The sequence below is a fragment of the Streptomyces sp. DSM 120436 genome (assembly GCF_055778765.1).
Window position 1 is genome coordinate 12963 of the sequence record NZ_JBSKBS010000004.1, and the last position, 25458, is coordinate 38420.

General features: G+C 72.3%; 20 protein-coding genes. 10 read left to right on the plus strand and 10 right to left on the minus strand.

What is annotated here, in order from left to right:
- Positions 1-315: 315 nt before the first annotated feature.
- Positions 316-1224 (plus strand): LLM class flavin-dependent oxidoreductase, encoded by a 909-nt coding sequence (locus ACWH4W_RS31725; protein ID WP_473079320.1) that lies wholly within the window; start codon positions 316-318, stop codon positions 1222-1224.
- A 110-nt stretch (positions 1225-1334) separates the two neighbouring features.
- Here the strand turns inward: ACWH4W_RS31725 and ACWH4W_RS31730 are convergent, their stop codons facing one another.
- Positions 1335-2957 (minus strand): FAD-binding oxidoreductase, encoded by a 1623-nt coding sequence (locus ACWH4W_RS31730; protein WP_473079405.1) that lies wholly within the window; start codon positions 2955-2957, stop codon positions 1335-1337.
- Positions 2958-3170: 213 nt separating this feature from the next.
- Between ACWH4W_RS31730 and ACWH4W_RS31735 the strand changes: the two genes are divergently transcribed.
- The 4 genes from ACWH4W_RS31735 to ACWH4W_RS31750 all read left to right on the plus strand — a co-directional run bounded on the left by ACWH4W_RS31735 (position 3171) and on the right by ACWH4W_RS31750 (position 5680).
- Positions 3171-4040 carry an alcohol dehydrogenase catalytic domain-containing protein gene (locus tag ACWH4W_RS31735; RefSeq protein WP_473079321.1) on the plus strand — a complete coding sequence of 290 codons (870 nt, stop codon included), beginning with the start codon at positions 3171-3173 and terminating at the stop codon, positions 4038-4040.
- A 55-nt stretch (positions 4041-4095) separates the two neighbouring features.
- Positions 4096-4236 (plus strand): hypothetical protein, encoded by a 141-nt coding sequence (locus ACWH4W_RS31740; RefSeq protein WP_473079322.1) that lies wholly within the window; start codon positions 4096-4098, stop codon positions 4234-4236.
- 248 nt (positions 4237-4484) lie between these two features.
- Positions 4485-4721 carry a hypothetical protein gene (locus ACWH4W_RS31745; RefSeq protein ID WP_473079323.1) on the plus strand — a complete coding sequence of 79 codons (237 nt, stop codon included), beginning with the start codon at positions 4485-4487 and terminating at the stop codon, positions 4719-4721.
- Between the two features lie 23 nt (positions 4722-4744).
- Entirely contained in the window at positions 4745-5680 is a 936-nt protein-coding gene (locus ACWH4W_RS31750) for an oxygenase MpaB family protein (protein WP_473079324.1), read from the plus strand.
- A 180-nt stretch (positions 5681-5860) separates the two neighbouring features.
- On the opposite strand, the gene ACWH4W_RS31755 is transcribed toward ACWH4W_RS31750, so the two are convergent.
- From ACWH4W_RS31755 to ACWH4W_RS31790, 8 genes are all read right to left on the minus strand, one after another.
- Entirely contained in the window at positions 5861-6883 is a 1023-nt protein-coding gene (locus ACWH4W_RS31755; RefSeq protein ID WP_473079325.1) for a Gfo/Idh/MocA family protein, read from the minus strand.
- Positions 6880-7458 carry a dTDP-4-dehydrorhamnose 3,5-epimerase family protein gene (locus ACWH4W_RS31760; protein ID WP_473079326.1) on the minus strand — a complete coding sequence of 193 codons (579 nt, stop codon included), beginning with the start codon at positions 7456-7458 and terminating at the stop codon, positions 6880-6882. The genes ACWH4W_RS31755 and ACWH4W_RS31760 overlap by 4 nt, the downstream gene beginning before the upstream one ends.
- Positions 7459-7504: 46 nt before the next feature.
- Positions 7505-8611 (minus strand): nucleotide disphospho-sugar-binding domain-containing protein, encoded by a 1107-nt coding sequence (locus ACWH4W_RS31765; RefSeq protein ID WP_473079327.1) that lies wholly within the window; start codon positions 8609-8611, stop codon positions 7505-7507.
- Positions 8612-8619: 8 nt separating this feature from the next.
- Positions 8620-9975 (minus strand): FAD-dependent oxidoreductase, encoded by a 1356-nt coding sequence (locus ACWH4W_RS31770; protein ID WP_473079328.1) that lies wholly within the window; start codon positions 9973-9975, stop codon positions 8620-8622.
- A gap of 31 nt (positions 9976-10006) precedes the next feature.
- Complete coding sequence (locus ACWH4W_RS31775; RefSeq protein WP_473079329.1) at positions 10007-10786, minus strand: SDR family oxidoreductase; 780 nt, start codon at positions 10784-10786, stop codon at positions 10007-10009.
- 61 nt (positions 10787-10847) lie between these two features.
- A complete protein-coding gene (locus tag ACWH4W_RS31780; protein ID WP_473079330.1) occupies positions 10848-12065 on the minus strand; it encodes a methyltransferase domain-containing protein in 1218 nt (405 codons plus the stop codon).
- A gap of 203 nt (positions 12066-12268) precedes the next feature.
- Positions 12269-13849: an MFS transporter gene (locus tag ACWH4W_RS31785; RefSeq protein WP_473079331.1), complete on the minus strand. Its 1581-nt coding sequence runs from the start codon at positions 13847-13849 to the stop codon at positions 12269-12271.
- Between the two features lie 60 nt (positions 13850-13909).
- A complete protein-coding gene (locus tag ACWH4W_RS31790; RefSeq protein WP_473079332.1) occupies positions 13910-14494 on the minus strand; it encodes an NADPH-dependent FMN reductase in 585 nt (194 codons plus the stop codon).
- Positions 14495-14835: 341 nt separating this feature from the next.
- Here ACWH4W_RS31790 and ACWH4W_RS31795 point away from each other — a divergent pair, with 341 nt between their 5' ends.
- The 5 genes from ACWH4W_RS31795 to ACWH4W_RS31815 all read left to right on the plus strand — a co-directional run bounded on the left by ACWH4W_RS31795 (position 14836) and on the right by ACWH4W_RS31815 (position 22813).
- A complete protein-coding gene (locus ACWH4W_RS31795) occupies positions 14836-18096 on the plus strand; it encodes an ATP-binding protein (protein ID WP_473079333.1) in 3261 nt (1086 codons plus the stop codon).
- Between the two features lie 288 nt (positions 18097-18384).
- Complete coding sequence (locus ACWH4W_RS31800) at positions 18385-19440, plus strand: glucose-1-phosphate thymidylyltransferase (RefSeq protein WP_473079406.1); 1056 nt, start codon at positions 18385-18387, stop codon at positions 19438-19440.
- Entirely contained in the window at positions 19437-20426 is a 990-nt protein-coding gene (rfbB, locus tag ACWH4W_RS31805; RefSeq protein ID WP_473079334.1) for a dTDP-glucose 4,6-dehydratase, read from the plus strand. The genes ACWH4W_RS31800 and rfbB overlap by 4 nt, the downstream gene beginning before the upstream one ends.
- Positions 20423-21811, plus strand: a complete 1389-nt coding sequence (locus ACWH4W_RS31810; RefSeq protein ID WP_473079335.1) for an NDP-hexose 2,3-dehydratase family protein — start codon at positions 20423-20425, stop codon at positions 21809-21811. The genes rfbB and ACWH4W_RS31810 overlap by 4 nt, the downstream gene beginning before the upstream one ends.
- Before the next feature lie 51 nt (positions 21812-21862).
- Positions 21863-22813 (plus strand): UbiA family prenyltransferase, encoded by a 951-nt coding sequence (locus tag ACWH4W_RS31815; RefSeq protein ID WP_473079407.1) that lies wholly within the window; start codon positions 21863-21865, stop codon positions 22811-22813.
- Positions 22814-22898: 85 nt separating this feature from the next.
- On the opposite strand, the gene ACWH4W_RS31820 is transcribed toward ACWH4W_RS31815, so the two are convergent.
- Entirely contained in the window at positions 22899-25307 is a 2409-nt protein-coding gene (locus ACWH4W_RS31820; protein WP_473079336.1) for an ATP-binding protein, read from the minus strand.
- Positions 25308-25458: the final 151 nt, after the last annotated feature.

Below are 25458 nucleotides of genomic sequence, written 5' to 3' on the forward strand. Positions count from 1 at the left end.
ACCCGCCGGCATCGCTGAGCCGGGTGGTCCCGGCGCCCCGGCGTCTGCCTGACAACGGCACGAGTGGACCCCGGCGCGTGACCGCGGGGCAACGCGGCACCCAGGGCTTCGTCCCGTGTCCGTTCACGGTGCGCGTGATGCGGGGCGCCGGTCCGGCGGGGAGGCAAGCTGACATAGTGCGGGCATCGTCCCGGTCCGGCCCGCCCTGCGTCGCTACGCTGCAACGGCCATCGCCATGCGGTCAGATCCCCGGAGGGGTCCGGTGGTCCGCCCCGGCGGTGGCGTTCCCATTCGTCATGCGACACGGAGGACGTCTTGCCAGCGATCAAAGTCGGCATTTCCCTGCCCACCATGGCCGACCTGGCGCCGAAGGGCTTCCCAGGCATAGCGGCCGGCGCCCGCCACGTCGAACAGGCCGGTCTGGATTCCGTGTCCGTGTCCGACTTCATCATGGGCAACGGCGCGCCGGCCCTGGAGGCCGCTGTCGCGCTCTCGGCCGCCGCCGCCGTCACCACGCGGGTCGACCTGCGCTTCAGCCTCCTGGTGCTGCCGCTGCGGAACATCGCCTGGACCGCCGCCCAGATCGGCACGCTGCAGCATCTGTCCGGCAACCGGGTCGTCCTCGGTGTCGGGTCGGGCGGAGCCCCCGGCACTCCGTTCTGGCAGGCCGTGGGCGCCGCGGCGGAGGGACGCAACACACGGCTGGTGCGCTCCCTCGAGCTGCTGCCGGGGCTGCTCGCCGGCGAGGAGACGACGCTGCCGGACGGCACCGCTCTGACGCTCGCACCGGCCGTGCCGGCGCCGCCGGTGCTGGTCGGCGGCAACTCCGACAGCGCGATCCGGCGGGCCGCGCTGCACGCGGACGGCTGGCTGCCGTCGATGGTCTCCCCGGCGACGGTGGCCCGCGGCGTCGCGAAGCTGCGGGAGGCCGCCGAGGAGGCGGGGCGGCCCGCGCCGAGCACCACGGTGTGGTTGCACGCCGGGCTCGGTGACGAGGAGTCGGTGCGTTCCGCGCGCGCCGCGTTCGAGGAGAGCCTGGTGAACATGTACGGGCTGTCACCCGAGGAGGCGCGACTGGTGCCGATCGGCGGCAGCCCGAAGGAGGCCGCGGAGCGGTTCGCCGCGTACGCGGAGGCCGGCGCCGATCATCTCGACCTGCTGGTCGACGGCGGTGACTGGGAGCGGCAGGTGGAACTCATCGCCGAGGCGCGCGCGCTGCTGTGAGGTCCGCTCCGTCCCGGCCGGGGTCCTGGGGCCGGCCGGGACGGACGCGGCGCGGAAGCGGGCCGTGCGCCCCGTCCCGGCCGCACAGCCCGCTTCGTGTGGCGGGAGGCTCACCTGCCCGGCAGCTCGACGGACTGCCGGTGGCGGAAGACGTTGCGCGGGTCCCAGGCGGCCTTGACCTTCTGCAGCCGCGCGTAGTTGTCCTTGTAGTAGAGCTGGTGCCAGGGGATGCCGGACTTGTTGAACTCGGGGTCGCTGAGGTCGTTGTCCGGGTAGTTGATGTAGCAGCCGTCGGTGACGTCGTTGGGCACGGGGACGCCGCCGGTGTCGGCGTACACGTCGCGGTAGATGTCGCGCAGCCAGGCGATGTTGGCCTCGTCCTGGTCGGCGCGGTGCCAGTACGACTCGTAGAACATCACCAGGTGCGAGTCGCGGTGCGGCGCCGGGGTGTCGTGCGGGCCCAGCTCGTTGATCCGGCCGCCCGCGGAGGCCAGCACGATGTAGCTGTAGGTGTTGTTGTAGTCCTTGCGGGTCAGGTGCTTGTACAGCGCGTCGATCTGGCGCTGCGGGAAGACGTCCTTGACGAACGCGGACTTGTGGAAGGTTCGCAGGTTCGGGTTGTTGAGGGTCTCGCCGCCGGTGGTGCTGTAGGTGGTGGCCTTCATGAACGGCAGGTTCTGGGAGTCGTGCCAGTTCGGCCGGGCACCCATGGCGTCGCTGAGGAAGTCGACGAAGGCGTCCATCCGCTGCTGGGCGCCGGGCTTGTCGGCGTCGATCTGCGCCACGAGGAAGAGGGTGCCGGCCGACACGTGGTTGAGGAACAGCCAGTGCCCGAGGTCCAGGTACTCCGAGTCGAGGGAGGCGTTGTCCTTGGACCACTGGCTGTACTTGCGCAGCAGGTTGGTGAAGCCGGCCTCGGTGATCTGCTCCCAGGGCCAGGTGACCTGGGTGTAGACGACCCGGGACGGCGGCCGGGGCAGCAGCCGGCTCGGGTCGTCGCCCTTGGCGCCGCGGCTGCGCAGCCAGTACTTGGTGACGATGCCGAAGTTGCCGCCGCCACCGCCGGCGAGCGCCCACAGCAGGTCGCGGTGGGGGTTGTTCGGCTCCCGCGTGGCCACGACGGCCCGCACCCGGCCCTTGCGGTCGACCGTGACGACCTCGGCGGCGTACACGTGGTCGATGACGATGCCGTGCGCCCGGGACAGGACGCCGTAACCGCCGCCCGCGAAGTGTCCGCCCGCGCCGACGCTGTGGCAGCCGCCGCCGGGGATCGTCACGCCCCAGCCGTTGTGCAGGGTCTCGTAGATGTCGAGGAGGGTGGCGCCGGGTTCGACGAAGAAGGCGCGCCGCCGCTCGTCGTAGCCGACCCGGTTCATCAGCCGCAGGTCGGCGATGACCTGGGCCTCCTTGTTGAAGACGAAGTCCTCGAAGCAGTGACCGCCGCTGCGCACCACGATCCGCTTGCCGGCTTCGACGGCCTCGCGCACCACCTGGACCACCTGCTGCGTGGTGGCGGGCAGCCGGACGGCCTCGGGGGTGCCGACGAGGCGGGCGTTCATGCCCGACACCATGTCGGCGTACCGGGGGTCACCGGGTCTGACGGTCGGGATCGCGCCGGAGGCGGTCCCGGGGGCCGCGTGCGCGGCGGGCGACAGCGTACCGAGTGCGGCGACGGTCCCGGAGGTGGCCACAGCGGCGCCCGCTCCGGCCATGAACCGTCGCCTGTTCAACATACTCACGTGCAGCTCCATTCGGCGAGGGCGTCCTTGTGGGTTGCCAAGCGGCCCCAGCGTGCCCACGGCCCGGCAGGGCTGACACAGGAGCCCCGCATCTATGTCAAGTAACCTCTCGGTCCGTCACGTCGTGGTGATGCGGGGCCGGGTCAGGTGACGCACTGTGGACGCGTCGGCAGGCTCGGGGATCGCGGCTGCGGCAGGACCGGCACCATGATCGCCGCCTGCGTGGAAGGGTTCGGCTCGCCGGACGTGATCCGGTACGGCGAGCTGCCCACGCCGCGGCCGGGACCGGCCGACGTCCTCGTCGACGTCGAGGTCAGCGCGGTCGACCATGTCGGCGCCTTCGTGCGGTCGGGCGCCTGGCGTACCGATGTGCCGCTGCCGTTCGTGATCGGGCGGGACCTCGTGGGCACCGTGGCCGAGGCCGGACCGGCCCTGACCGGCTTCTCCGTCGGGGGCCGGTCCTGGTGCAACAGCCTGGGGCACGCCGGGCGGCAGGGCGCCGCCGCCCGGCGGGCGCTCGTCACCGCGGACCGGTTGTACCGGCTGCCCGCCGGGGTGCCGGCGGCCGCTGCGGTGGCCGTGGCCCGTCCGGCCGTGACGGCGTACGCGGGGCTGTTCACGCACGGCCGTCTGCGGGTCGGTGAGACGGTGGTCGTCGTGGGAGCGGGCGGGAACGTGGGCGGCGCCCTGGTGCTGACGGCGGCGCGCACCGGCGCCCGGGTCGTCCGGCGGAGGCCCACCGCCTCGTGGAGGAGGGCAAGGCGCGCGGCAGGACCGCCTTGCACCACGAGGGGGAGGTCCGCGGCGGATGCGGGGCGGGGGCGCGGTGGCGGGGCGCGGAGCGCGAGGCGGGGCCGCGGAGTGCTCAGGCGCAGACGGTTCCCGCCGTCCGGGGGTCCGCCCGCCCGGAGTCCGGTGACCGGCCGGGCGACCGACCCGGCGAGCGTCCCGCCGTGCTCCGCCCCGCAAGGCCGTCCCGTCGGCCAGCCCCCTGGGCGACGGGACCCCTTGACGGCCGCACCCCGCACGACGGCGGCGGCCCCTGGAGCGGACGCACCAGTTCCGTTGCGGACCTGACTAATCCGGGGTCGAGTGTCTGACGGCCCGCCGGGGATGCTGCGACGCTCTCGACATGACTTCCCTCACCGAAAAGAGCCCTCTCTTCGGACTGAGCGCCGACACCCTCGTCGAGGCGAGTCCGGAAGAGGTCCACGACGTGGTCGACGGCCTCCCCCCGCAGCGGCGGACGGAGCCCCGAGTGCCAGGGCGGTGAATGGATTTCCGGAGGGCCCGCGACAGTCGGCGCGGTGCCGCCGCGGGGAGAGCCTGCGCAGTGAGGACGTCGTCGCCCGGGCCCCCCGGTCCGTGGCCCCTGGTACGCGGACGCCCGTGTCGTCCCGCCGGGCGGGGCCGTGCGTTCCGCTGGATGGCGCCGTCCCAGGCGGGCGCCGACCAGGGGAGCATCCGAGGCTTCGGGATCGAACCGGCCGACGGCGGCCCGTACCGACCCGTCGCTTCCGGATGGGCGAGACGACGGCGGGGATCCACAAGACCGTCGGTTTCGGCATCACCCTGCTCGCCTGCTCCACGACCCGCATCGGCGCGGTGCCGGTGCCGCCGTCACCGGAGCTCGACGGGGCGGCGGCCGAGCTGCTGCGCCGGGTCGGCATGCCGTCGTCCCGCTGCTCCCCCGCCACCGGCACGGGCGCAACGGCCGTACGGCCCGGGCGTCAGCCGACCTGCTGTTTTCCGAGGTGACCGTCGAGAGGAGAGGCCGCACCATGGCCATCGACAGGAACGAACGGTATGCCCGACTCCGGGAGATCCAGGGCATGGACGTCAAGGAGGAGTACAGCCGCATCTGGTGGCTCGACATGGGCTACGAGTTCCCGTGGGACTTCAGCGTCGCGGGCGCGCTGGCGTTCTGCAACAGCGTCGCGCCGCCCCACATGGCCGCGCTCCTGGTGCGCACCGGGGAGCTGACCCACAACACGCAGCGGCGCATGGAGCACTTCGCCCTCATCAGCCTGGAGATGGTGCGGCGCGGGTTCAAGGACGAGCGCGGCCGGGCTGCGGTCCGGCAGATGAACCGCATCCACAAGAACGCGGTCCGCCACATCAGCGACGAGAACAAGCAGTGGAGCATCAGCAACGAGGAGTACCTGTTCGTCCTCGCCACCAGCATGCTCATCCAGATCCGCTGGGTGGACCGGTACGGCTGGCGGCCGCTGACCGACCAGGAGCGGACCGCGGCGTACCTGCACATGCGGGAGCAGGGCGAGTTCATGGGCCTGAAGGACATCCCGGGCTCGTACGAGGAGTTCGCCCGGTTCCACGACGAGTACGTGGAGCGGACGTTCGCGTACTCGCCGGAGGCCGTGACGCTGTGGCAGGTGCTGCGGAACACGGTCATCGAGCCCATGGCGGCCTGGCTCCCGAAGCGGCTCCAGCCGCTGGGACGCAAGGTGGCGGCGGCGGCACTGCCCGCGCTCCTGACCCCGCACATGCGCAAGGCGTTCGGCGTGTCCGAGCCGTCGCGGCTGCTGCGGCTGGCGGTGGACGCCGCGCTCAAGGCGCGGGCGGCCTATGTGCGCCGGCAGCCGCCGCGCAAGGAGGCCGCCTACCCCGATCCGCTGCCCACGCCCAGCTTCCCCACGGGTGAGTTCAAGATGGAGGAGCTGGGTCCCGCGCACACGGTCGGGGGTAACGCCGGCTGAGCGCCGTCCCCGCCGGATCGCCGCGGCACGGTCGCCCCTTGACCGGCCCGCGCGATCCGGCCTTCGGGGCCGCCCCTTGACCGGCCCCGCGCGCCCGACCCGTCTCTCCGCCTCATGACCGAGCGGCACACGGCCGGACCGTGTGCCGCTCGGTCGTGTGCGCGCCGCCCGGCGCGGGGCTCAGCCGCCCGGCACCGGAGCCGGCGCCGGCGCCGCCGCGGAGGCCGGAGCCGCGGCCGCGCTGTCGAGAATGTCGCGCAGCAGCCGGGCCTGTTCCAGCGTGGCCCGCTCGTGCTCGGTGTCGACGGCGCCGCGGCGCACCGCCTCGGCGAACGCCGCGACGGTGCCGGCCACCTGGTCCTCGGGTTCCAGCCGCAGCTCCCGGCTGCCGGACGAGCCGTCGAGCCGGAGCACGGGGACATGGTCGGCGGGCGGGGTGAACGCCATGTCGAGGGTCAGCCGGCCGGAGCTGCCGCTGATCTCGTAGGAGCTGCGATAGGCGTGGTCGAGGCCGTAGGACAGCTGGACACCGACGCCGTCGCCGGGCCGGCGCAGCAGGGCGGCCCCGGAGGTGTCGACGTCGAAGCCCGCGGCGGCCGTGGTGACGGCGCCCACGACGGTCAGGCCGGTGCCGAGCAGGAGCTGCGCGGCGCGCACCGGGTAGACGCCGGTGTCCCACAGGGCGCCACCGCCCAGTTCCGGGCGGTGGCGGATGTCTCCGGCCGGGCGCCGGGGCACGGTGAACGTCGCCTGGAGGAAACGCGGTTCGCCGATGGCGCCCTGTGCGACGAGCCGGCGCACCCGAGCGTGCTGGCCGTGGTGGACGAACATGACGTTCTCCATCAGGACCAGGCCGCGGCGGCGGGCCAGCGCGAACAGGTCCGCGCTCACCTCCGGGGAGGTGCTCAGCGGTTTCTCGGCCAGCACGTGCTTGCCCGCGCGCAGGGCCCCCTCGACCCACTCGGCGTGCAGGGCGAGCGGCAGCGGGACGTAGACGGCGTCCACGTCGCCGTCCTCGATCAGCCGGGCGTAGTCGGGCAGCACCCGCGCGCCGTAGGGTGCGGCGGCCGCCGCACCGCGGTCCGGGTCCCGGGAGGCGATCGCGGCGACCTCGAAGGCCGCGGAGCGGGCGAAGGCCGGCAGCATCCGGCGGCGCGCGATCTCCGCGCTGCCGAGCACGCCGACGCGAAGGACGTCTGTCACGGTGTCTCCTGGTTCCAGCGGGGCAGCACCCCGGCGGCCAGGGTCTGCGCGAGGCCGGGCGCGGCCCTGTCCTTCGGGGACATCAGGGGTTCCTCGGTGAGGTCCCAGGGCAGGGCCAGTTCCGGATCGAAGGGGTCGATGTCGATCTGGGTGCCCGGCTCGTAGACGGTCGACATCACGTAGCAGATGCAGGTGTCGTCGCTGAGTGCCATGAAGCCGTGGCCCACGCCCTCGGGAATGTAGAGGGAGCGGCCGGAGGCCGCGTCGAGGGTGCAGACGTGGTGCCGGCCGAAGGTGGGTGAGCCGATGCGCAGGTCGACGATGACGTCGCGCAGCGCGCCGCGTACGCAGCTGACGTACTTGGCCTGCCCGGGCGGCACGGCCACCGTGTGGATGCCACGCAGGGTGTTGCGGCGGGACACGGAGTAGCTGATCTGCCGGGGCACGAACGGCTCACCCAGCACCTTCTCGAGTTTGTCGGCGCGCATGCCCTCCCAGAAGGCGCCGCGCTCGTCCGGCAGTTGCTCGGGGGTCACCAGATACGCCCCGGGGATCGCCGTCGCGGCGATACGCACCGCGTTCTCCTCTCCTGTCGCAGGGGCCGGGGGCCTGCCGGCCGGCTCAGGTCCGGTCGGCCACCAGGCGTTCCAGGTCGCGGACGATCTCGTGGGCCGGGGGCAGCTGGGCCATCTCCCGGGAGATCTCCCGCGCCCGCTCGCGGTACGAGGGTTCCTTCAGCAGCAGCTCGCAGGCCGCGTTGATCTCCTCGTAGCCGCCCGACTCGACCAGGGTGGCGGCGCCGTACTCGACGATCCGGCGGGTGGCGGTGGTGGGGTACTCGGGGTGGGCGATCAGCTGCGGGACGCCGGCGTTCAGGGCGGTCATGTCGGTGCCGCCGCCCCCATGGTGAATGATGACGTCGCAGGTGGGGGCCAGTACGTCGAGCGGCACCCAGCCGATGCGCGCCTCGGGCACCTCGTCGCGCAGTTCCGCGGCGACGACCTCGGGGGCGCCGACCACGACCTCGGCGCCGAGCTTGCCGACGCTGCGCGCCATGTCGCGCAGCCCCTCGCCGCTGAACAGCCGGGTCCCGGCGGTGATGTAGACGCGGGGGCGGTCGCCCTTGGTGTACATCCACGGCTCCAGCGGCTTCTGGGGGTTGCCCGGGACCCAGCGCATGAGCTTGGCGGGCACCGCGTCGTCGGGCCGCAGGCTGGGCGGGCACACGTCGAGCCACAGGTCGGGGCCGGGCAGCTTCTGCAGGCCCAGTTCGGCGAGGACCGGGGCGAGCACGGGCTCGGCGCCCGGGTCGTAGGCACGGGAGTCGATGCGGTCCCATTCCAGGCGCACGCTGGGGATGTCCAGGTGGTCGGCGAGCAGCGGGGCGGTGTAGAACATGCCGCCGCCGACGACGAGGTCGGGGCGCCACCGGTCGGCCAGGTCGAGCAGGCGGTCCAGGCTGTCCACGGCGATCTCGGCGTAGACCCGGCCCACCGCCTTGAGCTGCTCGGCCGGGTCGTCCGGCATGGCGCCCATGAAGGCGCTGACCTCCTCCATCGACACCGGGGAGATCTTCACGGCGGGCAGGCCGACGCTGGCGATGTTGGGCAGCACCCAGTCGATGCCGCCCATGAACACCTGGTGTCCGGCATTGCGTACGGCCGTGGCGAGCGGGGTGTGGGAGAAGATCGGGTAAGGGCTGTTTCCGGGGATGAACAGGACCTTCATGGGCTGTCTCAACCTGCCTTCGTGAGCGCCGCGGCGGCCCGGACTCCCGAGAGCATCGCCGCTTCCGTCGTGGGGGAGTTGAAGTAGTCGCCGGCGAAGACGACCGGGGGACGCTGCTCCTTCAGGACCGCCACGGAGCGGCGGTAGCGGCCCGGCGCGGGGATGGGGAACCCGTAGGGCCGCTCCGCGATCTGGAACGGCTCGGCGCTCTCCACCGGGAACGTCGGCCACAGCGACGTCAGCATCTTGGTCACCTCGCTGAACTGTTCCTCGGCGGGACGGCCGAGCAGGCGGCGGGTGTTGGCGCGGCCGGGGTAGGTGAACACGAGGAGCTTCTCGACGGGGCGTCCCTGTTCGTCCCGCACCGTGCGCGGATAGGTGATCATGTTGCGCAGGGGCGGGTCCTCGGGGCCGCCGGCCACGATGTGCGCCTCGGCGGGCAGGGCGCCCTTGTCGACCAGGAACGAGACGGACAGGGCCGGCTCGTACTTCTGCGTCTCCAGGAACCGGCGGGTCTCCTCGCCCACGGTCTGCGGGGGCAGCGCGGCGACGAGCTTGGCGGCGATCGGCGCGGGGGTGGCGACGACGACCTCGTCGAAGGCCTCCGTGACCGGGGTGCCGTCCGGGCCCACGGCGCTGACGACGATGCCGGTCCCGTCCTGCTGTGCCCCGGTGACCTCGTACGACAGCCTCAGGTCGGCTCCCTCGGCGTTCTTCTCGGCGAGGATCTCCATGCCGTTGCGCAGCACGTAGAAGCCGGAGCCGCCCATCCAGGCGAGCAGGGCACGGGCGTGGACGGCGGAGATCTCCTCGCAGGCGAAGTTCCAGAAGCCCTCGATCTGGGGGCGCAGCAGGAAGTCGAAGCCGCGCTTGGAGACCCGCCGGCAGCCCCAGTCGGCGGCGCTCTGTCCGTCGTCGAACGGGGCCGACTTCACCGGGTCGAACAGGTCGAGCTTCTTCTTGCGCGCGACCTGGGCGAGGGTGGTCAGCAGGAAGGCGACCCGGTCGCGCAGCTTGACGTGCCGGTAGCTGAGCAGGCTGAGCGGGGAGTCGGAGGAGAGCGGCACGGCCTTGCCGTGGTCGGAGATCCAGACGTTGCTGGAGATCCGGATCAGCTCGTCCTCCAGCCCGTACTCCTTGATGAGCTGGGTCATCAGCTTGTAGAAGCTGACGTACATCAGGTTGATACCGACGTCGGGCTCGATCTCCGGGCGGTGCCAGGAGCGGGCCCGGCCACCGAGTCCGTCCGCCGCCTCGAAGACGACCACCTCGCGGCCGCTGCGCAGCAGCTGACGGGCGGCGGCGCAGCCGGCCATGCCACCGCCGATCACCGCGGTCCTGGTGCGTTGTGTGCGACTGGTCATCGCTCCACCTCCGTCTGCTGGTCCGACCGGGTCAGTGTTCGACGATCTCGTCGTGCGGCCACTCCAGGCCCTGGCCGAGGCCGCCGTCGACGGGCAGGTCGACGCCGGTGGTGAAGGTGGCGTCGAAGGCGAGGAAGAGCACCGCGTCGGCGACCTCCTCAGGGGTGCCGAAGCGGCGCATGGGGGTCAGCTCGACGCCCTCCTTGATGTTGGCGGCGCGCAGTTCGTCGGAGATCTCGGCGATGCCCATGGTGGGGGTGTCGGTGAAGCCGGGGCTGACCGTGTTGACGCGGATGCCACGGGGCAGCAGCTCGGAGGCGAAGACCTTGGAGAAGGCGCGGATGGCGGACTTCATGCCGGTGCCGACGCTGGTGGCGACGAAGCCCATGCCGACGGCGACGGCGGTGGTGAAGACGAACGAGCCGCCGTTCCTGACCAGGGGCGCGAGCCGTTGCGCGGTGAAGAAGGCGCCCTTGGTGTTGGTGTCGAACATGCGGTCGTAGGTTTCCTCGGTGACCTGGCTGAGGGAACCGAACTTCAGGTAACCGACGTTGACGAAGACGAAGTCGACCTCGCCCAGCGTCTCCTCGACCGCCCTGCCGAGGGCGTCGATGTCGGACGTGCTCGCCGCGTCGGAGCGCAGCACGTGGGCGCGCGGGCCGAGTTCGGCGCGGGCGGCCTCGATGTTCTTCTCGTTGAGACCGGTGAGCAGCACCTCCGCTCCGCCGTCGAGGAGCTTCTTCACCACGGCCATGCCGATGCCGTGCGTGCCGCCGGTGACCACGGCCTTCTTGCCTGCGTACTTGCTCATGACACCTTCCGGTTGGGGATCGGGGGCCTTCACGGCCCGTCATGTGGTCCCTGGCGGGAGATCAGACGATGTGGACGTCGGGCACGTAGAGGATCCACTTGCCGCCCGCGGCCCGGAACTCTCCTTCCTTCGCCAGGATTTCCTCGGCGTGGTTCCAGGCGAAGAGCAGGGCGTAGTCGGGGTAGGGCTGGGAGAACTGCTCGGACGGCCGGATGGGGATGTGCGTGCCCGGGGCGAGCCGGCCCTGCTTGGCCGGGGTGTTGTCGCAGATGAACGGGACCAGGTCGGGGCCGATCCCGCAGTGGTTGAGGACGGTGGCGCTTTTCGCGGTGGCGCCGTAGCCGACCACCGAGTGGCCCTGCTCGCGCAGGTCGGTGAGCAGCCGCACCAGGTCGCGGCAGCTCTTCTCCACGTGCCGCGCGAAGCGGTGGTAGGTCTCCGGCCGGCCCAGGCCGGCCTCGCGCTCGCGTTCGATGTGCTCGGTGACGGCCGCGGAAACGGTGCGCCGTCCGGGACGGGCGATGGTGTACCGCATGGACCCGCCGTGCACGGACAGCGGCTCCACGTCGGCCAGTTCGAAGGCGAAGCGCCGGGCCATGGCCTGCACGGAGCTGACCGAGAAGAGGTAGAAGTGCTCGTCGTAGATCTGGTCGAAGGCGTTCTGCCCGATGATCGAGCCCAGGTAGCGGTCCTCGATGACGAAGACGCCGTCGGGTCCGAGCAGCGCGTCCACGCCCCGGAACACCGAGTCGATGTAGGCGATGTGGCTGACGGTGTTCGCGGAGAAGATCACGTCGGCGGGTCCGTCGGCCGCGGCGATGTCGCGTGCGCTGGAGTCCTGGAAGAAGTCCGTGCGCACCCGTACGCCTGCGGCCTTGGCGAACTCGGCGACCTGCGCGGAGGGGTCGACGCCGAGGTGGCGCACGCCGGCCCGGCCGATCGTCTTCAGCATGGTCCCGTCGTTGGAGCCGATCTCCACCACGAAGGGGTCGTCACCGGCGAGTTCGCCGTCCAGCAGCCGGTGCGCGTACTTCTCGAAGTGCTCCCGCATGACGGCCGAGCCCGCCGAGCGGTACGGGTAGTCCTCGTGGAACATCTTCTCGCGGGGCACCTCTTCGACGAGCTGCACCATGGTGCACTCGGTGCAGACACCGGCGGCCAGCCGGAAGTAGAACTCGCTGCCCGCCGTCTCCGGCGTCACGAAGGAATCGGAGACGGGCTGCCGGCCGAAGTCGAGGAACTCATCGACCGGGCCACCGCAGATTCGGCATCGGATCATGGACGGATTCCTTTGCGTGTCGAGGGCGGGCGGCTTGACGCGCCGGGGAACGCGAGGGCACGGGTCCATGCTGTCGACGGCCGGGGAGGGGGGTCCATGAGCGGACCGCCTCATGTGTCAGGTCAGCGGCATGTCCCGGCGCGGGGAGACGGCGCGGGCCCTTCACCGGGGTGGTGAAGGGCCCGCGCCGGGACGTCCGGCGGTCAGGAACCGGCCGGGACCGACTCCTGCCGGGCGGCGGCCGTCTCGTCCTCGGCCGGCGGGGCGCCGCCCACCTTGCGCAGCAGGGTCGCCGCCAGCACCGCGGTGACGGCGATGAGCGAGGCGCAGACGACGGCGACGACGTTCAGCCCGCCGGTGTACGCCTCGCGCGCCGCGGCCAGTACCTGGTCGCGCAGGTCCGCGGGCAGCTCCTGGGCGACGACGATCGCGCCCTCCAAGCCGTCGCGCACCGCCTGGGCCTGCTCGGCCGACACGCCCTGCGGGACGGTGATGTCCCCGCGGTAGAGCGCGGTGCCCAGGCTGCCGAAGGCCGCGACGCCGAGCGAGACGCCGAACTCGCCGCTCGTCTCGGACAGGGAGGCGGCGGAACCGCCCTTCTCCGGCGGGGCGGAGCTGACCACGAGGTTGGTGCCCAGGGCGCCGATCGGTCCCGTGCCGAAGAAGGCGATCACGAAGCCGGTGATCAGCAGCGGGAGTCCGCCCACCGGGTCGACGAACGCGACCAGGAGGTAGCCGACGGTCGTCAGGGCGAGACCGCCGCCGATCACCAGGCCCATGGACAGCCGCTTGGTCAGGCTGGGGGCGATCATCGCCGCCACGACCGAGGCGATCGCCGACGGCACCATCCACATGCCGGCGGCGGTGGGCGACAGGCCCTCGACCATCTGCAGGAAGCCGGTGATGAACAGGTAGCTGCCGCCCATGGTGGCCATCGCCAGCATCAGCACGAGCAGCGCCGAGGTGAAGGCGCCGGAGCGGAACAGGCGCAGGTCGAGCAGCGGGTGCGTCAGCCGGGTCTGGCGGCGGACGAAGACCACGCCGACGGCCAGGCCGGCCGCGATCACCAGCAGGGGCAGCGGCTGCCAGCCGTAGCGGGCGATCTCCTTGAGGCCGAAGATGACCGGCAGGATGGTGCCCAGCGAGAGCGCGACGCTGAACAGGTCGAGCCGGCCGCCGTCGGGGTCACGGTACTCGGGGAGCAGGACGGGACCCGCGATCAGCAGGATGACCATGACCGGGACGCCGAGCAGGAAGACCGAACCCCACCAGAAGTAGTCCAGCATCACGCCGCCGATCATGGGGCCGAGCGCGGTGCCCGCCATGAAGCAGCTGGCCCACACCGCGATGGCCCGGCCGCGCTGCCCCGGGTCCTGGAACATGTTGCTGATCAGCGCGAGCGTGGAGGGCATCAGGGTGGCCGCGGCGACACCGAGCAGCGCCCGGGTGGCGATCAGCATCTCGGCGCTGGTGGAGTAGGCCGCCAGCAGTGAGGTGGCGCCGACGAAGGTGGCGCCGATCAGCAGCAGCCGGCGCCGGCCGATCCGGTCGCCGAGCGTTCCCATGGTGACCAGGAAACCGGCGATCATGAAGCCGTAGATGTCCATGATCCACAGCGTCTGGGTGCCGGTGGGGTGCAGGGACTCCGCCAGGTGCGGCAGCGCGAGGAACAGCACGCTCTGATCGAGCGCCAGCAGCAGCGTGGGCAGGGCGAGCACGGCGAGACCGAGCCACTCACGGGTCCCTGCCTTCACCGGCGTCGCCGGGGAGACATGAGATGACATGGGTGTCCTTCCAGGGTCGGGGACGGTGTGGTGCGGACCACGGGAACGGTGCGGGGAGCGTCAGCCGGGGTAGGGCCGTACGGCCCGTGCGTCGCGCAGGGTGCGCCCCCACCAGGTCAGCTGGTCGAGCATCGTCTTGGCGGCGGCCTCGCACTCCGCGGCGTCCACCGGCCGGCCCTGCTCGTCGAAGCGGTTCCAGTACTCGGGGAAGGTGACGGAGTCACGGACCGTCACGGCGTGCAGACCGGGCAGAATCTCGCGCAGATGGGCGACGGCGCGCAGACCGCCGGCGATGCCGCCGTAGGAGACGAACGCGACCGGCTTGGCCTTCCACTCGTCGACGTACCAGTCGATGGCGTTCTTGAGCGAGGCGGGGAAGCTGTGGTTGTACTCCGGGGTCACGATGATGAACGCGTCGGCGTGGGCCAGCCACGGCGCCAGGTCCTGGACGGCGGCCGGCCGCTCCGCGTGCTCGTCCGCCGGCAGCACGTCGGGCAGCCACACTTTCGCCAGGTCGATCACGTCGACGGCGAGATCCTCGCGCTTGGCCGCCTCGTCCGCGATCCAGCGGGCCGGCGTGGGCCCGAATCGGCCGTTGCGGATGCTGCCGATGATGACGGACACCCGCAGTTTCGGCTCAGGCATGGTTCCCCTCCGTGGGCTCGGCTCCTCGGCTCCTCGGCTCCCACGGTGCCCGGCACCGCTCCCGGCCCGCTCCCGGTCCGCTCTCGGTCCCTCTCGGCCCTCTCGGCCCTCTCGGCTCTCTCGGCCGGCGCCTCTCGGCCGACGCCTCTCGGCCGACGCCTCTCGGCCGGCGCCTCTCGGCCGGCGCCTCTCGGCCGGCGCCTCTCGGCCGGCGCCTCTTGGCCGGCGCGCTCGGTCACCCGCGGCCGATCGCCTTCCGGGCGCTCCCGGCCGGTGGCTCCCGGGCGTCCTCGCGCCGCATCGTCCTGTCGCGGGCCGTCCGGTTCGGCTAGCGTGATCACATGCGTTTCGGGGTGCTCGGCCCGCTGGCGGTGTGGACGGACGAGGGGCGGCCGGTGCGGGTGCCGGAGCTGAAGGTGCGTGCTCTGCTCACCGCGCTGTCGATCCACCGTGGCCGGCCCGTGTCCGTGGACCGGCTGATCGACGACCTGTGGGGCGAGCAGCTGCCGAGCAACCCCGTCGGCGTCCTGCAGAACAAGGTGTGGCAGCTGCGCCGGGCCCTGGAGGACGCCGTGCCCGGCGGCCGGGAGCTGGTGGTCTCCCGCCCGCCCGGCTACGAGCTCGTGGTCCCGCCCGGGTCCGTCGACGCCGACCGCTTCCTCGACCTGACGGCCCGCGCCCGCCGCAGCACCGATCCCCGCACCCGGACGAACCTGCTGACCGAGGCGCTGGCCCTGTGGCGGGGGCCGGCGTTCGCCGACTTCGTCGACGAGGAGTTCGCCCGCACCGCCGCCGACCGCCTGGAGGAGCAGCGGCTGACGGCGCTGGAGGAGCAGGCCGAGGCCCGGCTGGAGCTCGGCGAGCACGCCCTGGTCGCCGACGAGCTGGCAGACCTGGTGGGGTCGCATCCGCTGCGGGAACGGCTGCGTACGGCCCACATCCGCGCCCTGTACCTCGCCGGCCGGCAGAGCGCCGCCCTCACCAGCTACGAGGAGCTGCGCGAGCGGCTCGCCGAGGAGCTGGGCGTGGACCCCTCCCCCGAGCTGGCCGCGCTGCACCAGGCGATCCTCACCCAGAGCCCGGCCCTGGCGGCCGCACCGTCGCCGAGCACCACCGCGGCCCGGCCGCCGACGAACCTGCCCGCCCCGCCGGTCGACCTGATCGGCAGGGACGCGCTGATCGGGCGGCTGCGCGCACTCGTCGGCCGGCACCGGCTGGTGACCCTCACCGGCTCGGGCGGCGTGGGCAAGACCCAGCTCGCCCTGGCGACCGCGGCCGCGGTCGGCCCGGAGTTCCCCGGCGGTGTCTGGCTGGCGGAGTTCGCCTCCCTCGACCGCTCCGCCACGTCGGCCACGGAGGTGCACGAGGTGGTCGAGGCGGTGCTCGGCGTGCGCGACGACATCACCTCCTCCCCCTCCCCCGACGGTGACCCGCTCTCCTCCACCGCGCGGGTGGTGCACGCCCTCGGCGACGAGCGGGCCCTGCTGGTCCTCGACAACTGCGAGCATGTCGTCGAGCCGGTGGCCGAGCTGGCGGTGCGGCTGCTCAGGGCGGCGCCGCGGCTGCACATCATGACCACCAGCCAGACCTCGCTCAGCGTGGGCGGCGAACAGCTGGTGGAGGTGCCTCCGCTGGACCTGCCGCAGTCCGCCGCGGGTCTGAGCACCGAGGACGTGCTGCGGTTCAGCGCCGTCGAGCTGTTCGCGGCGCGGGCCGCCGCGGCCGCTCCCCGCTTCCGGCTGAGCGAGGAGACCGTCGCCCCCGTGGTCTCCGTCTGCCGCCGCCTCGACGGCATCCCGCTGGCACTGGAGATGGCGGCCACCCGGGTCCGCGCCCTGGGCGTGCAGGAGCTGGCCGCCCGTCTCGACGACCGGTTCACGCTCCTGGCCGCCGGGACCCGTGACGCACCGGCGCGCCACCGCACGCTGCGCGCGGTCATCGACTGGAGCTGCGGCCTGCTGAGCAGCCGGGAGCGGGCGGTGCTGCACCGCCTGGCCGTGCACGCCGACGGCTGTTCGCTGGCGGCGGCGGAGGAACTGTGCGCGGGCGCCGGCGTGGACCACACGGAGGTGCTGGACCAGCTGGCCCGCCTGGTGGACTGCTCCCTGGTGGTCATGACCGACGGGGTCGACGGGCCGCGCTACCGGCTGCTGGAGTCCGTCACGGCGTACTGCCTGGAGCAGCTGCGCGAGAGCGGTGAGCTGGAGGCGCTGCGCCTGCGCCACCGCGCCTACTACACCGCGCTCGCCGAGCGGGCCAGGCCGCATCTGCGCGGTCACGGGCAGCGGGAGTGGCTGCGCCGGCTCGACAGCGAGACGGCGAACCTGCGCACCGCGCTGGAGAGCGCCGTGCACAGCGGGGACGGTGAGCGGGCCCTGCGGCTGGTCAACGCCCTGGCGTGGTACTGGTATCTGCGCGGCCGCAACCGCGAGGCGGAACGTTCCCTGACCGCGGCGCTCGCCCTGGTGCCGCGGACCCCGGTCACCCCGGCGGTCGCCGAGGCGACGGCCTGGCTGGGCGGGACCAGGCTGCTCCTCGGCGGCGGCAAGGACCCGATCGCCGAGTACCGCGCCGCGCTGCGCCCCTACGAGGAGCTGGACGACCCCGGCGGCGAGGCGCACGCCCGGTGGTTCCTGGGGTCCAACCTGTACGGCGTCGGGGACCTGGGGCCCAGCGAGGAGCTGGTCGAGCGGGCGCTGATGACGTTCCGGTCGCTGGAGGACCGCTGGGGCACGGCGGCGGCGCTGAGCAGCCGGGCGTTCATCGCCAAGCTGCGCGGCGAGTTCGGCGCGCTGCGCAGGTACGGCGAGCAGAGCCTGGAGATTTTCCGCGAACTGGGCGACCGGTGGGGGCAGTTGCGGGCCATGGTGCCGCTGCAGACGCTGGCCGAGGTGGTCGGGGACTACCCGCAGGCCGGGCGGCTGCTGCGCGACGGGCTGCGCATGGCGGAGGACCTGGAGCTGTGGCCCGAGGTGTCGTTCCACCTCTCGGGGCTGGGCCGGACCTCCCTGCTCACCCGGGACTACGCGATGGCCCGGGAGTACCACGAGCGGGCCCGGCGGCTCGCCGTGGAGCAGTCGGACGACTTCGGCGAGCAGTTCGCCGAGATGGGACTCGCCATGGGTGCCCGCCGGGAGGGCGACCTGGACACCGCCGAGCGTCACCTGCGCAACGTGCTCGACGTGCACCGGCGCATGGGCTACCAGCCCGGCGTGCCCTCGCTGATCCTCGCCGAGCTCGGGTTCGTCGCGGAGTTGCGCGGTGACCCGCGGACCGCCCTGGAGTTGCAGCGGGACGGCCTGAGGGTGGCGCAGGAGTCCGGTGATCCCCGCGCGGTCGCCCTGGGTCTGGAGGGTCTGGCCGGGGCGCAGCTCCTGGCGGGCCGCGCCGAGCGGGCGGCGTGCCTGCTCGGCGCGGCCGCCGCGGCCCGGGCACGCGTGGGCACTCCCCTGCCCGAGGGCGAGCGGGACGACGTGGACCGGATCACGGCGGACGCCCGTGAGCGGCTGGGCGAGGAGCGGTTCACCGCCGCCTACGAACGGGGCGGGACGCTGAGCCCCGAGGAGGCGGCGCAGGAGATGCCGGCCGGCGAGCAGGTGTGACCCGCGGGCCGTGCGGCCGGGCACGCGCCCGGGCCCGCACGGCGCCGACTGCGGCGCCCCGCCCCGTGCACCGGCTCGGCGCCCCGCCTCCCGTGCCCGGCGGCGCCGGCCGGATTTCCCTTCCGGCACGAGTGAATAGCACAGAGTGCGTCACGTCGAGCAGGACATGACAGAGTCCAAGAACATATCAACGGACCTCCACGGCGGCGCCGTTAGCCTCACTTATGCACTCCCGGAAAATCCTACGGACATCACCCATTGGCCGAAGAATCGATCCGGAAGGACAAAGTGAAGGCTCTCGTACTGTCCGGCGGGATGGGAACCCGGCTTCGGCCCTTCACCTATTCCACGCCGAAACAGCTGATTCCGGTCGCTGGCAAGGCGGTCCTGGAACATGTCATCGACAACATTCTGGCCGCGGGCATCACCGATATCGGTGTGATCGTCGGCGACCGGTCGGAGAAGATCCGTGAGGCGATGGGCGACGGGTCCCGGTTCGGCGCCCGCATCACCTACATCCACCAGGCACAACCCCTCGGACTGGCCCACTGCGTGCTGATCGCCCGAGAATTCCTGGGCTCCGACGATTTCCTGATGTACCTCGGCGACAACGTCCTGGCGGAGGGAATCACGGAAATCGCGCGGACTTTCACCGCGCAGCGGCCGGACGCACAGATCGTCGTCCAGAAAGTCGCCGATCCGCGGGCTTTCGGGGTCGCCGAGATCGACGAGTCGGCCACGGTGACCCGGCTGGCCGAGAAGCCGGCCGTACCGCGCAGCGATCTCGCCCTGATCGGCGTCTACTTCTTCACTCCGGCCATTCACCGGGCGGTCGACAGCATCCGGCCGAGTGCGCGCGGCGAGCTGGAGATCACCGAAGCAATCCAGTGGCTCGTGGAGGACGGAGCCTGTGTGAGGGCGAGCGAGTACTTCGGTTTCTGGGCCGACACCGGGAACGTCGACGCCGTCCTCGAATCCAATCGCAGGCTGCTGGACGAGGTGCGTCCGCAGCGGCGCGGCGAGGTGGACGACGCCAGCGTACTGACCGGTCCGGTGGTGCTCTCCCCGGGTGCGCGCGTGGTGCGCTCCAGCATCGAGGGGCCGGCGTACATCGGCCCCGGGAGCGTGGTGGAGGACAGCCGCCTCGGGCGCTACACCGCGATCGGCGCCGGCTGCACGGTGCGGCGCACGCTCATCGAGGACTCGATCGTGCAGGACGGGTCCTCACTGTCGGGCCTGCGCGGGCTGAGCGGCTCGCTCATCGGCAGGACCGCCTCGGTGACGGCCGCCCGCCGGCACCGGCTGATCGTCGGGGACGACTCCCGGGTGGAGGTCGCATCATGAGAATCCTGGTCACGGGCGGCGCCGGCTTCATCGGTTCGCACTATGTGCGCGCCGTGCTCGACGACCGTTATCCGCAGGCCGTCGGCGCCCGGGTGACCGTCGTCGACAAGCTGACGTACAGCGGCAACCTCGCCAACCTGCCGGTCGGCGCGGAGCGTCTGGACTTCGTCCACGGCGACGTCTGCGACGCCGGACTGCTGCGGGAGCTGCTGCCCGGCCACGACTCGATCGTGCACTTCGCGGCCGAGTCGCACGTCGACCGCTCCGTGGCGGCCGCCGCCGACTTCGTCCGCACCAACGTCATGGGCACCCAGGTGCTGCTCGACTGCGCGCGCCTCGCCGGCGTGGAGCGGATCGTGCACGTCTCCACCGACGAGGTCTACGGGTCGATCGCGTCCGGGTCGTGGACCGAGACCTGGCCGCTGGCGCCCAACTCGCCGTACGCGGCGTCCAAGGCCGCCTCCGACCTCGTGGTCCGCTCCTACTGGCGCACCCACGGGCTGGACGTGTCGATCACTCGCTGTTCCAACAACTACGGCCCCTACCAGCACACCGAGAAGCTCATCCCGCTCTTCGTCACCAACCTCCTGGAGGGCAAGCCGGTGCCGCTGTACGGGGACGGGCACAACGTCCGCGAGTGGATCCACGTCGAGGACCACTGCCGCGCCGTGGAGATGGTGCGCGCCAAGGGCCGGGCCGGGGAGATCTACAACGTGGGAGGGGGGGTCGAACGGACCAACCTGGAGCTCACCCACCAGCTGCTGGAGCTGTGCGGCGCCGACGCGTCCGCCGTCCGCCGGGTGGCCGACCGGCTGGGGCACGACGACCGCTACTCCCTCGACGGCACGAAGATCCGCGAGGAGCTGGGCTTCGAGCCGGCGGTGCCGTTCGAGCGCGGTCTGCGCGAGACCGTCGACTGGTACCGGGACCACCCCGGCTGGTGGAAGGACGTCAAGCGCGCCGCCACCTCGGAGGCGGCCCGATGAGCACGCCGGCGCCGGTCCTGCGCAGCCGCGACGAGCAGGCGGCCGGACCGGACCGCCTCATCCGTTCGGCGCTCGCCGCGCACGGCCGCGGTCCGCGTACCGAGGAGCTCGTGCCGTGGCTGGCGGAGCGCGCGCGGACCCACCGGTACCGGGTGGAGCGCATCCCGTTCGCCGATCTCGACGGCTGGTCCTTCGCACCGGGGACCGGCAACCTCGTGCACCGCAGCGGCCGGTTCTTCACGGTGGAAGGCATCCACGTCACCCATCCCGAGAACCCGGTCCCGAAGTGGCGCCAGCCGATCATCAACCAGCCGGAGGTCGGCATCCTCGGCATCCTGGCCAAGGAGTTCGACGGCGTCCTGCACTTCCTGATGCAGGCGAAGATGGAGCCGGGCAACCCCAACCTGGTGCAGTTGTCGCCGACCGTGCAGGCGACCCGCAGCAACTACACGAAGGTGCACCGGGGCGCGGACGTGAAGTACCTCGAGTACTTCCTGGACGTACCACCGGAGCGGGTGATCGCCGATGTGCTCCAGTCGGAGCACGGCTCGTGGTTCCTGCGCAAGGCCAACCGGAACATGCTGGTGGAGGCGGAGGGCGAGGTCCCGCTGGAGGACGGTTTCTGCTGGCTGACCCTCGGGCAGATCGGGGCGCTGCTGCGCCTCGACAACGTGGTGAACATGGACGCGCGTACCGTCCTCGCCTGCGCCCCGGTGCAGCCGGCCGAGACCGGAGCGCTCCACTCCGACCTGGGGGTGCTGTCCTGGATCACCGCCGAGCGCTCCCGCCACGACCGCCGGGTGCGGTCGGTGCCGCTCGCCGAGGTGACGAACTGGGTGCGCGGCGATTGGTCCGTCGACCATGTGCCGGAACGCTATTTCCGAGTGATGGCGGTCGCGGTGGAGGCCGCCGGCCGGGAGGTGGCGCAGTGGACCCAGCCATTGATCGAACCCCTCGGTCTCGGGGTCACGGCGTTCGTGACCCGTCGCTTCGGCGGTGTCCCGCACCTGCTCGCGCGGGCCCTCCCGGAGGGCGGCCTCCTGGAGACGCTGGAGCTGGCGCCGACGGTGCAGTGCGTGCCGGACAATCACCGCCATCTCGGCCCCGCACAGCGCCCGCGCTTCCTCGACCTGGTGCTCGGCGCCGACGAGAAGCAGATCCGCTACGAGGCGGTGCACTCCGAGGAGGGCGGCCGCTTCCATCACGCGCAGAGCCGTTACCTGTTCGTCGAGGCGGACGAGTCGCAGGCACCCACCGAGCCGCCTGCGGGGTTCCGCTGGATCACGCCCGGGCAGCTCAACGCGCTGGTGCGGCACAGCCGGTACGTCAACGTGCAGGCGCGTTCACTGCTCGCCTGTCTCAACACCGCCGCGGTGACGCTCTGAAGGGGCGTTCCCGGCCCGACAGTAAGGACTCACTCCATGGCGGCTACGGGTATGCAAGTGGCCCCCGATGCAGGCGTTCTGCAGCGACTCGGCAGGTACGCCAGGCTGGTCAAGTTCCAGTTCGTCCTCGACTTCTTCCTCGCGCTGCTCATCGTGTGGACCGCGATGGAGCCGGGTGCCCGCCTGGACGGGCAGGTGCTCCTGACGCTGCTGGTGTTCGCTCTGGGAAAGGTGGGCGTGCTGTCCGCGGTCATGACGCTGGACGACGTGACCGGTGTCAAGGACGGCAGCGACACGGCGAACTACCTCTCCGAGGACAACACCGAGCTGCGGCCGGTCAAGCGCAAGCCGCTGCTCACCGGCGAGCTCACCGTGCACCACGCGCAGCGGTTCGGGTACGTGGCCCTGGGGTGGGGGGCGCTGTGGTGGCTGGTGGCGGTGCTCGCGGCACCGCACGCGCCCGTGTGGGGTGTGGTGGTCACCACGCTGCTGCTCGTCTTCAGCCCGCAGTACTCGTGGGGTCTGAAGCTCAGCTACGTCGGGCTCGGCGAGCTGCTGCTGCTCTTCTCCGCCACGGCGTTCGTGCTGTCTCCCTACTCCCTCACCCTCGGTGACCTTCCCGCGCTGGTGCTGGTGGAGGCGCTGCTGTTCGGGTTCGGGCAGCTGCTGATATCCGGCTACTCCAACACCCAGGACATCGGCGGGGACGCGGCGGTGGGCCGGCGCACCGTCGCGGTGATGACGTCGAAGCGCGGCAACCAGGTGTTCCTGGGGGCGCTGACGGCGGTGAACCTCCTGGTGATCCTCGGACCGTACGCCGCGGGGTGGATTCCCGGCTGGTTCGTGGTGGCGACCGTGCCGCTGATGGCGCTGCGGCTGCGCCAGTACGTCTCCTTCCTGCGCGACGGCCACGCGCTGCTGGCGCGCTCCCGTGGCGTGGTGGTTTTCCGGACGACCGTCGCCTGTGTGCTGCTGTTCAACGTGGCGCACCACTGGTTCTGAGCGTGCGGGGCCCGGTGCGCGGAGCAGTGGCACCACTGCCGCTCCGCCTGCCGGACCCCGTCTTTGACGCCTGTCCGCGGGCTCTCTAGACCCGGGAGGCGCGCGCGCCGGCGGGCCACAAGGCCGTCGGCCGGCTCCGGCGGGCGGAGTCCTGCTTGGTCATCCAGCTGGCGACCTGGACCCGTGAGGTGCACGCCAGCTTGCGCATGATCTTGCGTACGTGGTTCACGGCCGTCCACTCGGCGATGCCGAGGCGGCGGGCTATCTCCCGGTTGGTGAGGCCGCTGGCCACCAGTTCGGCCACCTCCCGCTCCCGCGGGGTGAGCGGGTTGCCGGCGCCGTCCGGTGCGCGGTCCGGCTCGACGCTCCCGGAAGGGGTCAGTACGGCGGTGACCGCGGCCTCCGGCGGCGACTGCCGGCCCTCGGCGGCGAGCTTCGCTGCCTCCTCCTCGCCCAGGCGCACCCGGGTGAGGGCGGTGACCGCGTCCACCTCCATGCGCACGGGGGCGGGCGCGACGCAGCCGGTGGCGGCCCGGATGCCCGCCGCCGCTCCCAGGGCCCGTGCCGCCCGGCGCCAGGTCTCCATCGACTGGCTCCGGCTGCGGGTGAGCAGGAGCGCGAACTTCTCCAGGCCGAGCGCGCACAGCGCCAGGTGCCTCAGCTCGGCGATGTCCCGCAGGGCGGATCGGTACAGGCCGACGGCGCCGTCCTGATCGCCCAGAGCGAAGGCCACGTCGCCCAGCACGAGACGGGTGAGCACGATGTTGCGGACGTCCCGCTGCCGCTCGAAGAACTCCAGCGCCTCCTCGGCGAGTCTGCGCGCGCAGGCCGCGTCGCCCTCGGCACGGCGGACTTCCGCGAGGACGCGCAGCACCTCGGCGCGTTCCGCCCCGTCGTCGTCCGTGGCGGCGGCCACGCAGTCCTCGAGACGGCGGTCGGCCTCGACCAGGTCCCCGCGCCGCAGTGCGACGAGCCCGGCGCCGCGCATGCAGGCGGCGACCCCGGCGGCGTCGCCGAGTTCCTCGTACGCGGCACGGGCCTTGCCGAGGCAGTCCTCGGCCGCCGTCGTCTCGCCGGCGTCCAGCAGGAGTTCGGCGAGCGCCAGGCGCCCCCTGGCCCGCTGGGCCGGGGTGAGACCGCCGGCGTCGTCGAGTCCGGCCCGCAGCCGGGTGATGCCCTCCTTGATCTCCCCGCGGGCCCGCCAGTACTCGCGCAGGTTCACGGCGATCGCGACCAGGCCCGCGGTGTCACCCGTGCGCGCGAGGAAGTCCAGCGCGCTGGTGAGGTCCTGCCGCCGGTAGTCGATCACGAGCAGCCACCAGCTCTGGTCGGGGCCGCGCAGCCCGCTTTCGGCGCTCTCGGCGAGGTCGACGCAGAACGCGGCGTGCGCCGCGGAGAGCTCCCGGTCCTCCCCCAGCGTGTGCGCCTCCTCCAGCAGGAACTGCCGGGTCAGGCCGAGCATGGAGATGATGAGTTCGCCGTCGGAGCACTCCTCGGTGTGCAGCAGGCTCTTGTCGACGAACCTCTCCAGCAGGCGCTGGAGTTCGCTGACGCCGCCCGACCACAGCGCCTGGGCGGTGGGCAGGTCGAAGGCCCGGTGGAACACGGCGAGCCGTCTGAGCAGGGCCCGTTCGTCCTTGTCCAGCGTGTCGAGCTGGCGGGCGATGGCGGCGCCCATGCCGCGGTGCCGGGACAGGGTGTCGAACTCGGTCCCGGACAGGGCGTCGAGGCTGGTGTCGAGTTCGTCCAGGAGGCGCTGGGGGGAGAGCATCTTCATGCGGGACGCGGCGAACTCGATGGCCATCGGCAGGCCGTCGGTACGGCGGCAGAGCCGGACCACCGCGTCGCGGTTGTGCTCGGTGAGCGCGAAGTTGGGGCGGCTCACGACGGTGCGTTCCACGAACAGCTTGACCGAGGGGATCTGCCGCAGCTCGTCCAGGTCCGGCTCCCGGTCGGCCGGGGGCAGCTCCAGCGGGCGCAGGCGCAGCAGCACCTCGTCGTAGATGCCGAGTCGTTCGTTCCCCGTCATCAGGACGGTGAGCCCGGGGCAGTCGTTGACCAGGCGGGTGACGGCCGGTACGAGCGCGGCGCGCATCCGGTCGCAGCCGTCCAGCAAGAGCAGGGAGCGGCGGGGCTGGAGGTAGGCGCGCAGCAGGGGGTGCACGGGCCGGCCGGTGCCGGTCTCCAGGCCGAGGGTCTCCGCGAGCAGCACCTCGAGGTCCTGGCCGGGGTGGACGTCGTTCAGGTCGACGACCCAGCCGCCGTCCTCGAAGGACTGGGCGACGTCGGCGTACGCGGCCGCGGCGAGCCGGCTCTTGCCGACTCCGACGGGGCCGGTGACGGTGACGACGCGGACGGCCGGGTTGCCGAGGAGTCCGCGCAGTTCGGCCCACTCCTCCTGCCGGCCCACGAGGCAGCGGCTGGCGACGGTGAGCGGACCCGGTCCGCCGGCGCTGAGGTCGTCAACGGTGGTGCTCGGACTGATCGCGTACATGGGCAGCCCCTATGGATCAACGGACACACGTGATGAATCGATCCCACTGGTTTCCGGCAAGCCCGTGCGCAGGACGAGCCGAGGTGTTCCTCACCGTGCCCACCATGACCCGGCGCGGGAACACCTCGGGGGAGCCGGAGGAACGTCGGTG

Coding starts and splice junctions, on each gene's coding strand:
- ACWH4W_RS31730 (WP_473079405.1), bottom strand. CDS start 2,957: ATGTTGAACAGGCGACGGTTCATGGCCGGAGCGGGCGCCGCTGTGGCC.
- ACWH4W_RS31735 (WP_473079321.1), top strand. CDS start 3,171: ATGATCGCCGCCTGCGTGGAAGGGTTCGGCTCGCCGGACGTGATCCGG.
- ACWH4W_RS31740 (WP_473079322.1), top strand. CDS start 4,096: ATGACTTCCCTCACCGAAAAGAGCCCTCTCTTCGGACTGAGCGCCGAC.
- ACWH4W_RS31745 (WP_473079323.1), top strand. CDS start 4,485: ATGGGCGAGACGACGGCGGGGATCCACAAGACCGTCGGTTTCGGCATC.
- ACWH4W_RS31750 (WP_473079324.1), top strand. CDS start 4,745: ATGGCCATCGACAGGAACGAACGGTATGCCCGACTCCGGGAGATCCAG.
- ACWH4W_RS31765 (WP_473079327.1), bottom strand. CDS start 8,611: ATGAAGGTCCTGTTCATCCCCGGAAACAGCCCTTACCCGATCTTCTCC.
- ACWH4W_RS31770 (WP_473079328.1), bottom strand. CDS start 9,975: ATGACCAGTCGCACACAACGCACCAGGACCGCGGTGATCGGCGGTGGC.
- ACWH4W_RS31775 (WP_473079329.1), bottom strand. CDS start 10,786: ATGAGCAAGTACGCAGGCAAGAAGGCCGTGGTCACCGGCGGCACGCAC.
- ACWH4W_RS31780 (WP_473079330.1), bottom strand. CDS start 12,065: ATGATCCGATGCCGAATCTGCGGTGGCCCGGTCGATGAGTTCCTCGAC.
- ACWH4W_RS31785 (WP_473079331.1), bottom strand. CDS start 13,849: ATGTCATCTCATGTCTCCCCGGCGACGCCGGTGAAGGCAGGGACCCGT.
- ACWH4W_RS31790 (WP_473079332.1), bottom strand. CDS start 14,494: ATGCCTGAGCCGAAACTGCGGGTGTCCGTCATCATCGGCAGCATCCGC.
- ACWH4W_RS31795 (WP_473079333.1), top strand. CDS start 14,836: ATGCGTTTCGGGGTGCTCGGCCCGCTGGCGGTGTGGACGGACGAGGGG.
- rfbB (WP_473079334.1), top strand. CDS start 19,437: ATGAGAATCCTGGTCACGGGCGGCGCCGGCTTCATCGGTTCGCACTAT.
- ACWH4W_RS31810 (WP_473079335.1), top strand. CDS start 20,423: ATGAGCACGCCGGCGCCGGTCCTGCGCAGCCGCGACGAGCAGGCGGCC.
- ACWH4W_RS31815 (WP_473079407.1), top strand. CDS start 21,863: ATGCAAGTGGCCCCCGATGCAGGCGTTCTGCAGCGACTCGGCAGGTAC.
- ACWH4W_RS31820 (WP_473079336.1), bottom strand. CDS start 25,307: ATGTACGCGATCAGTCCGAGCACCACCGTTGACGACCTCAGCGCCGGC.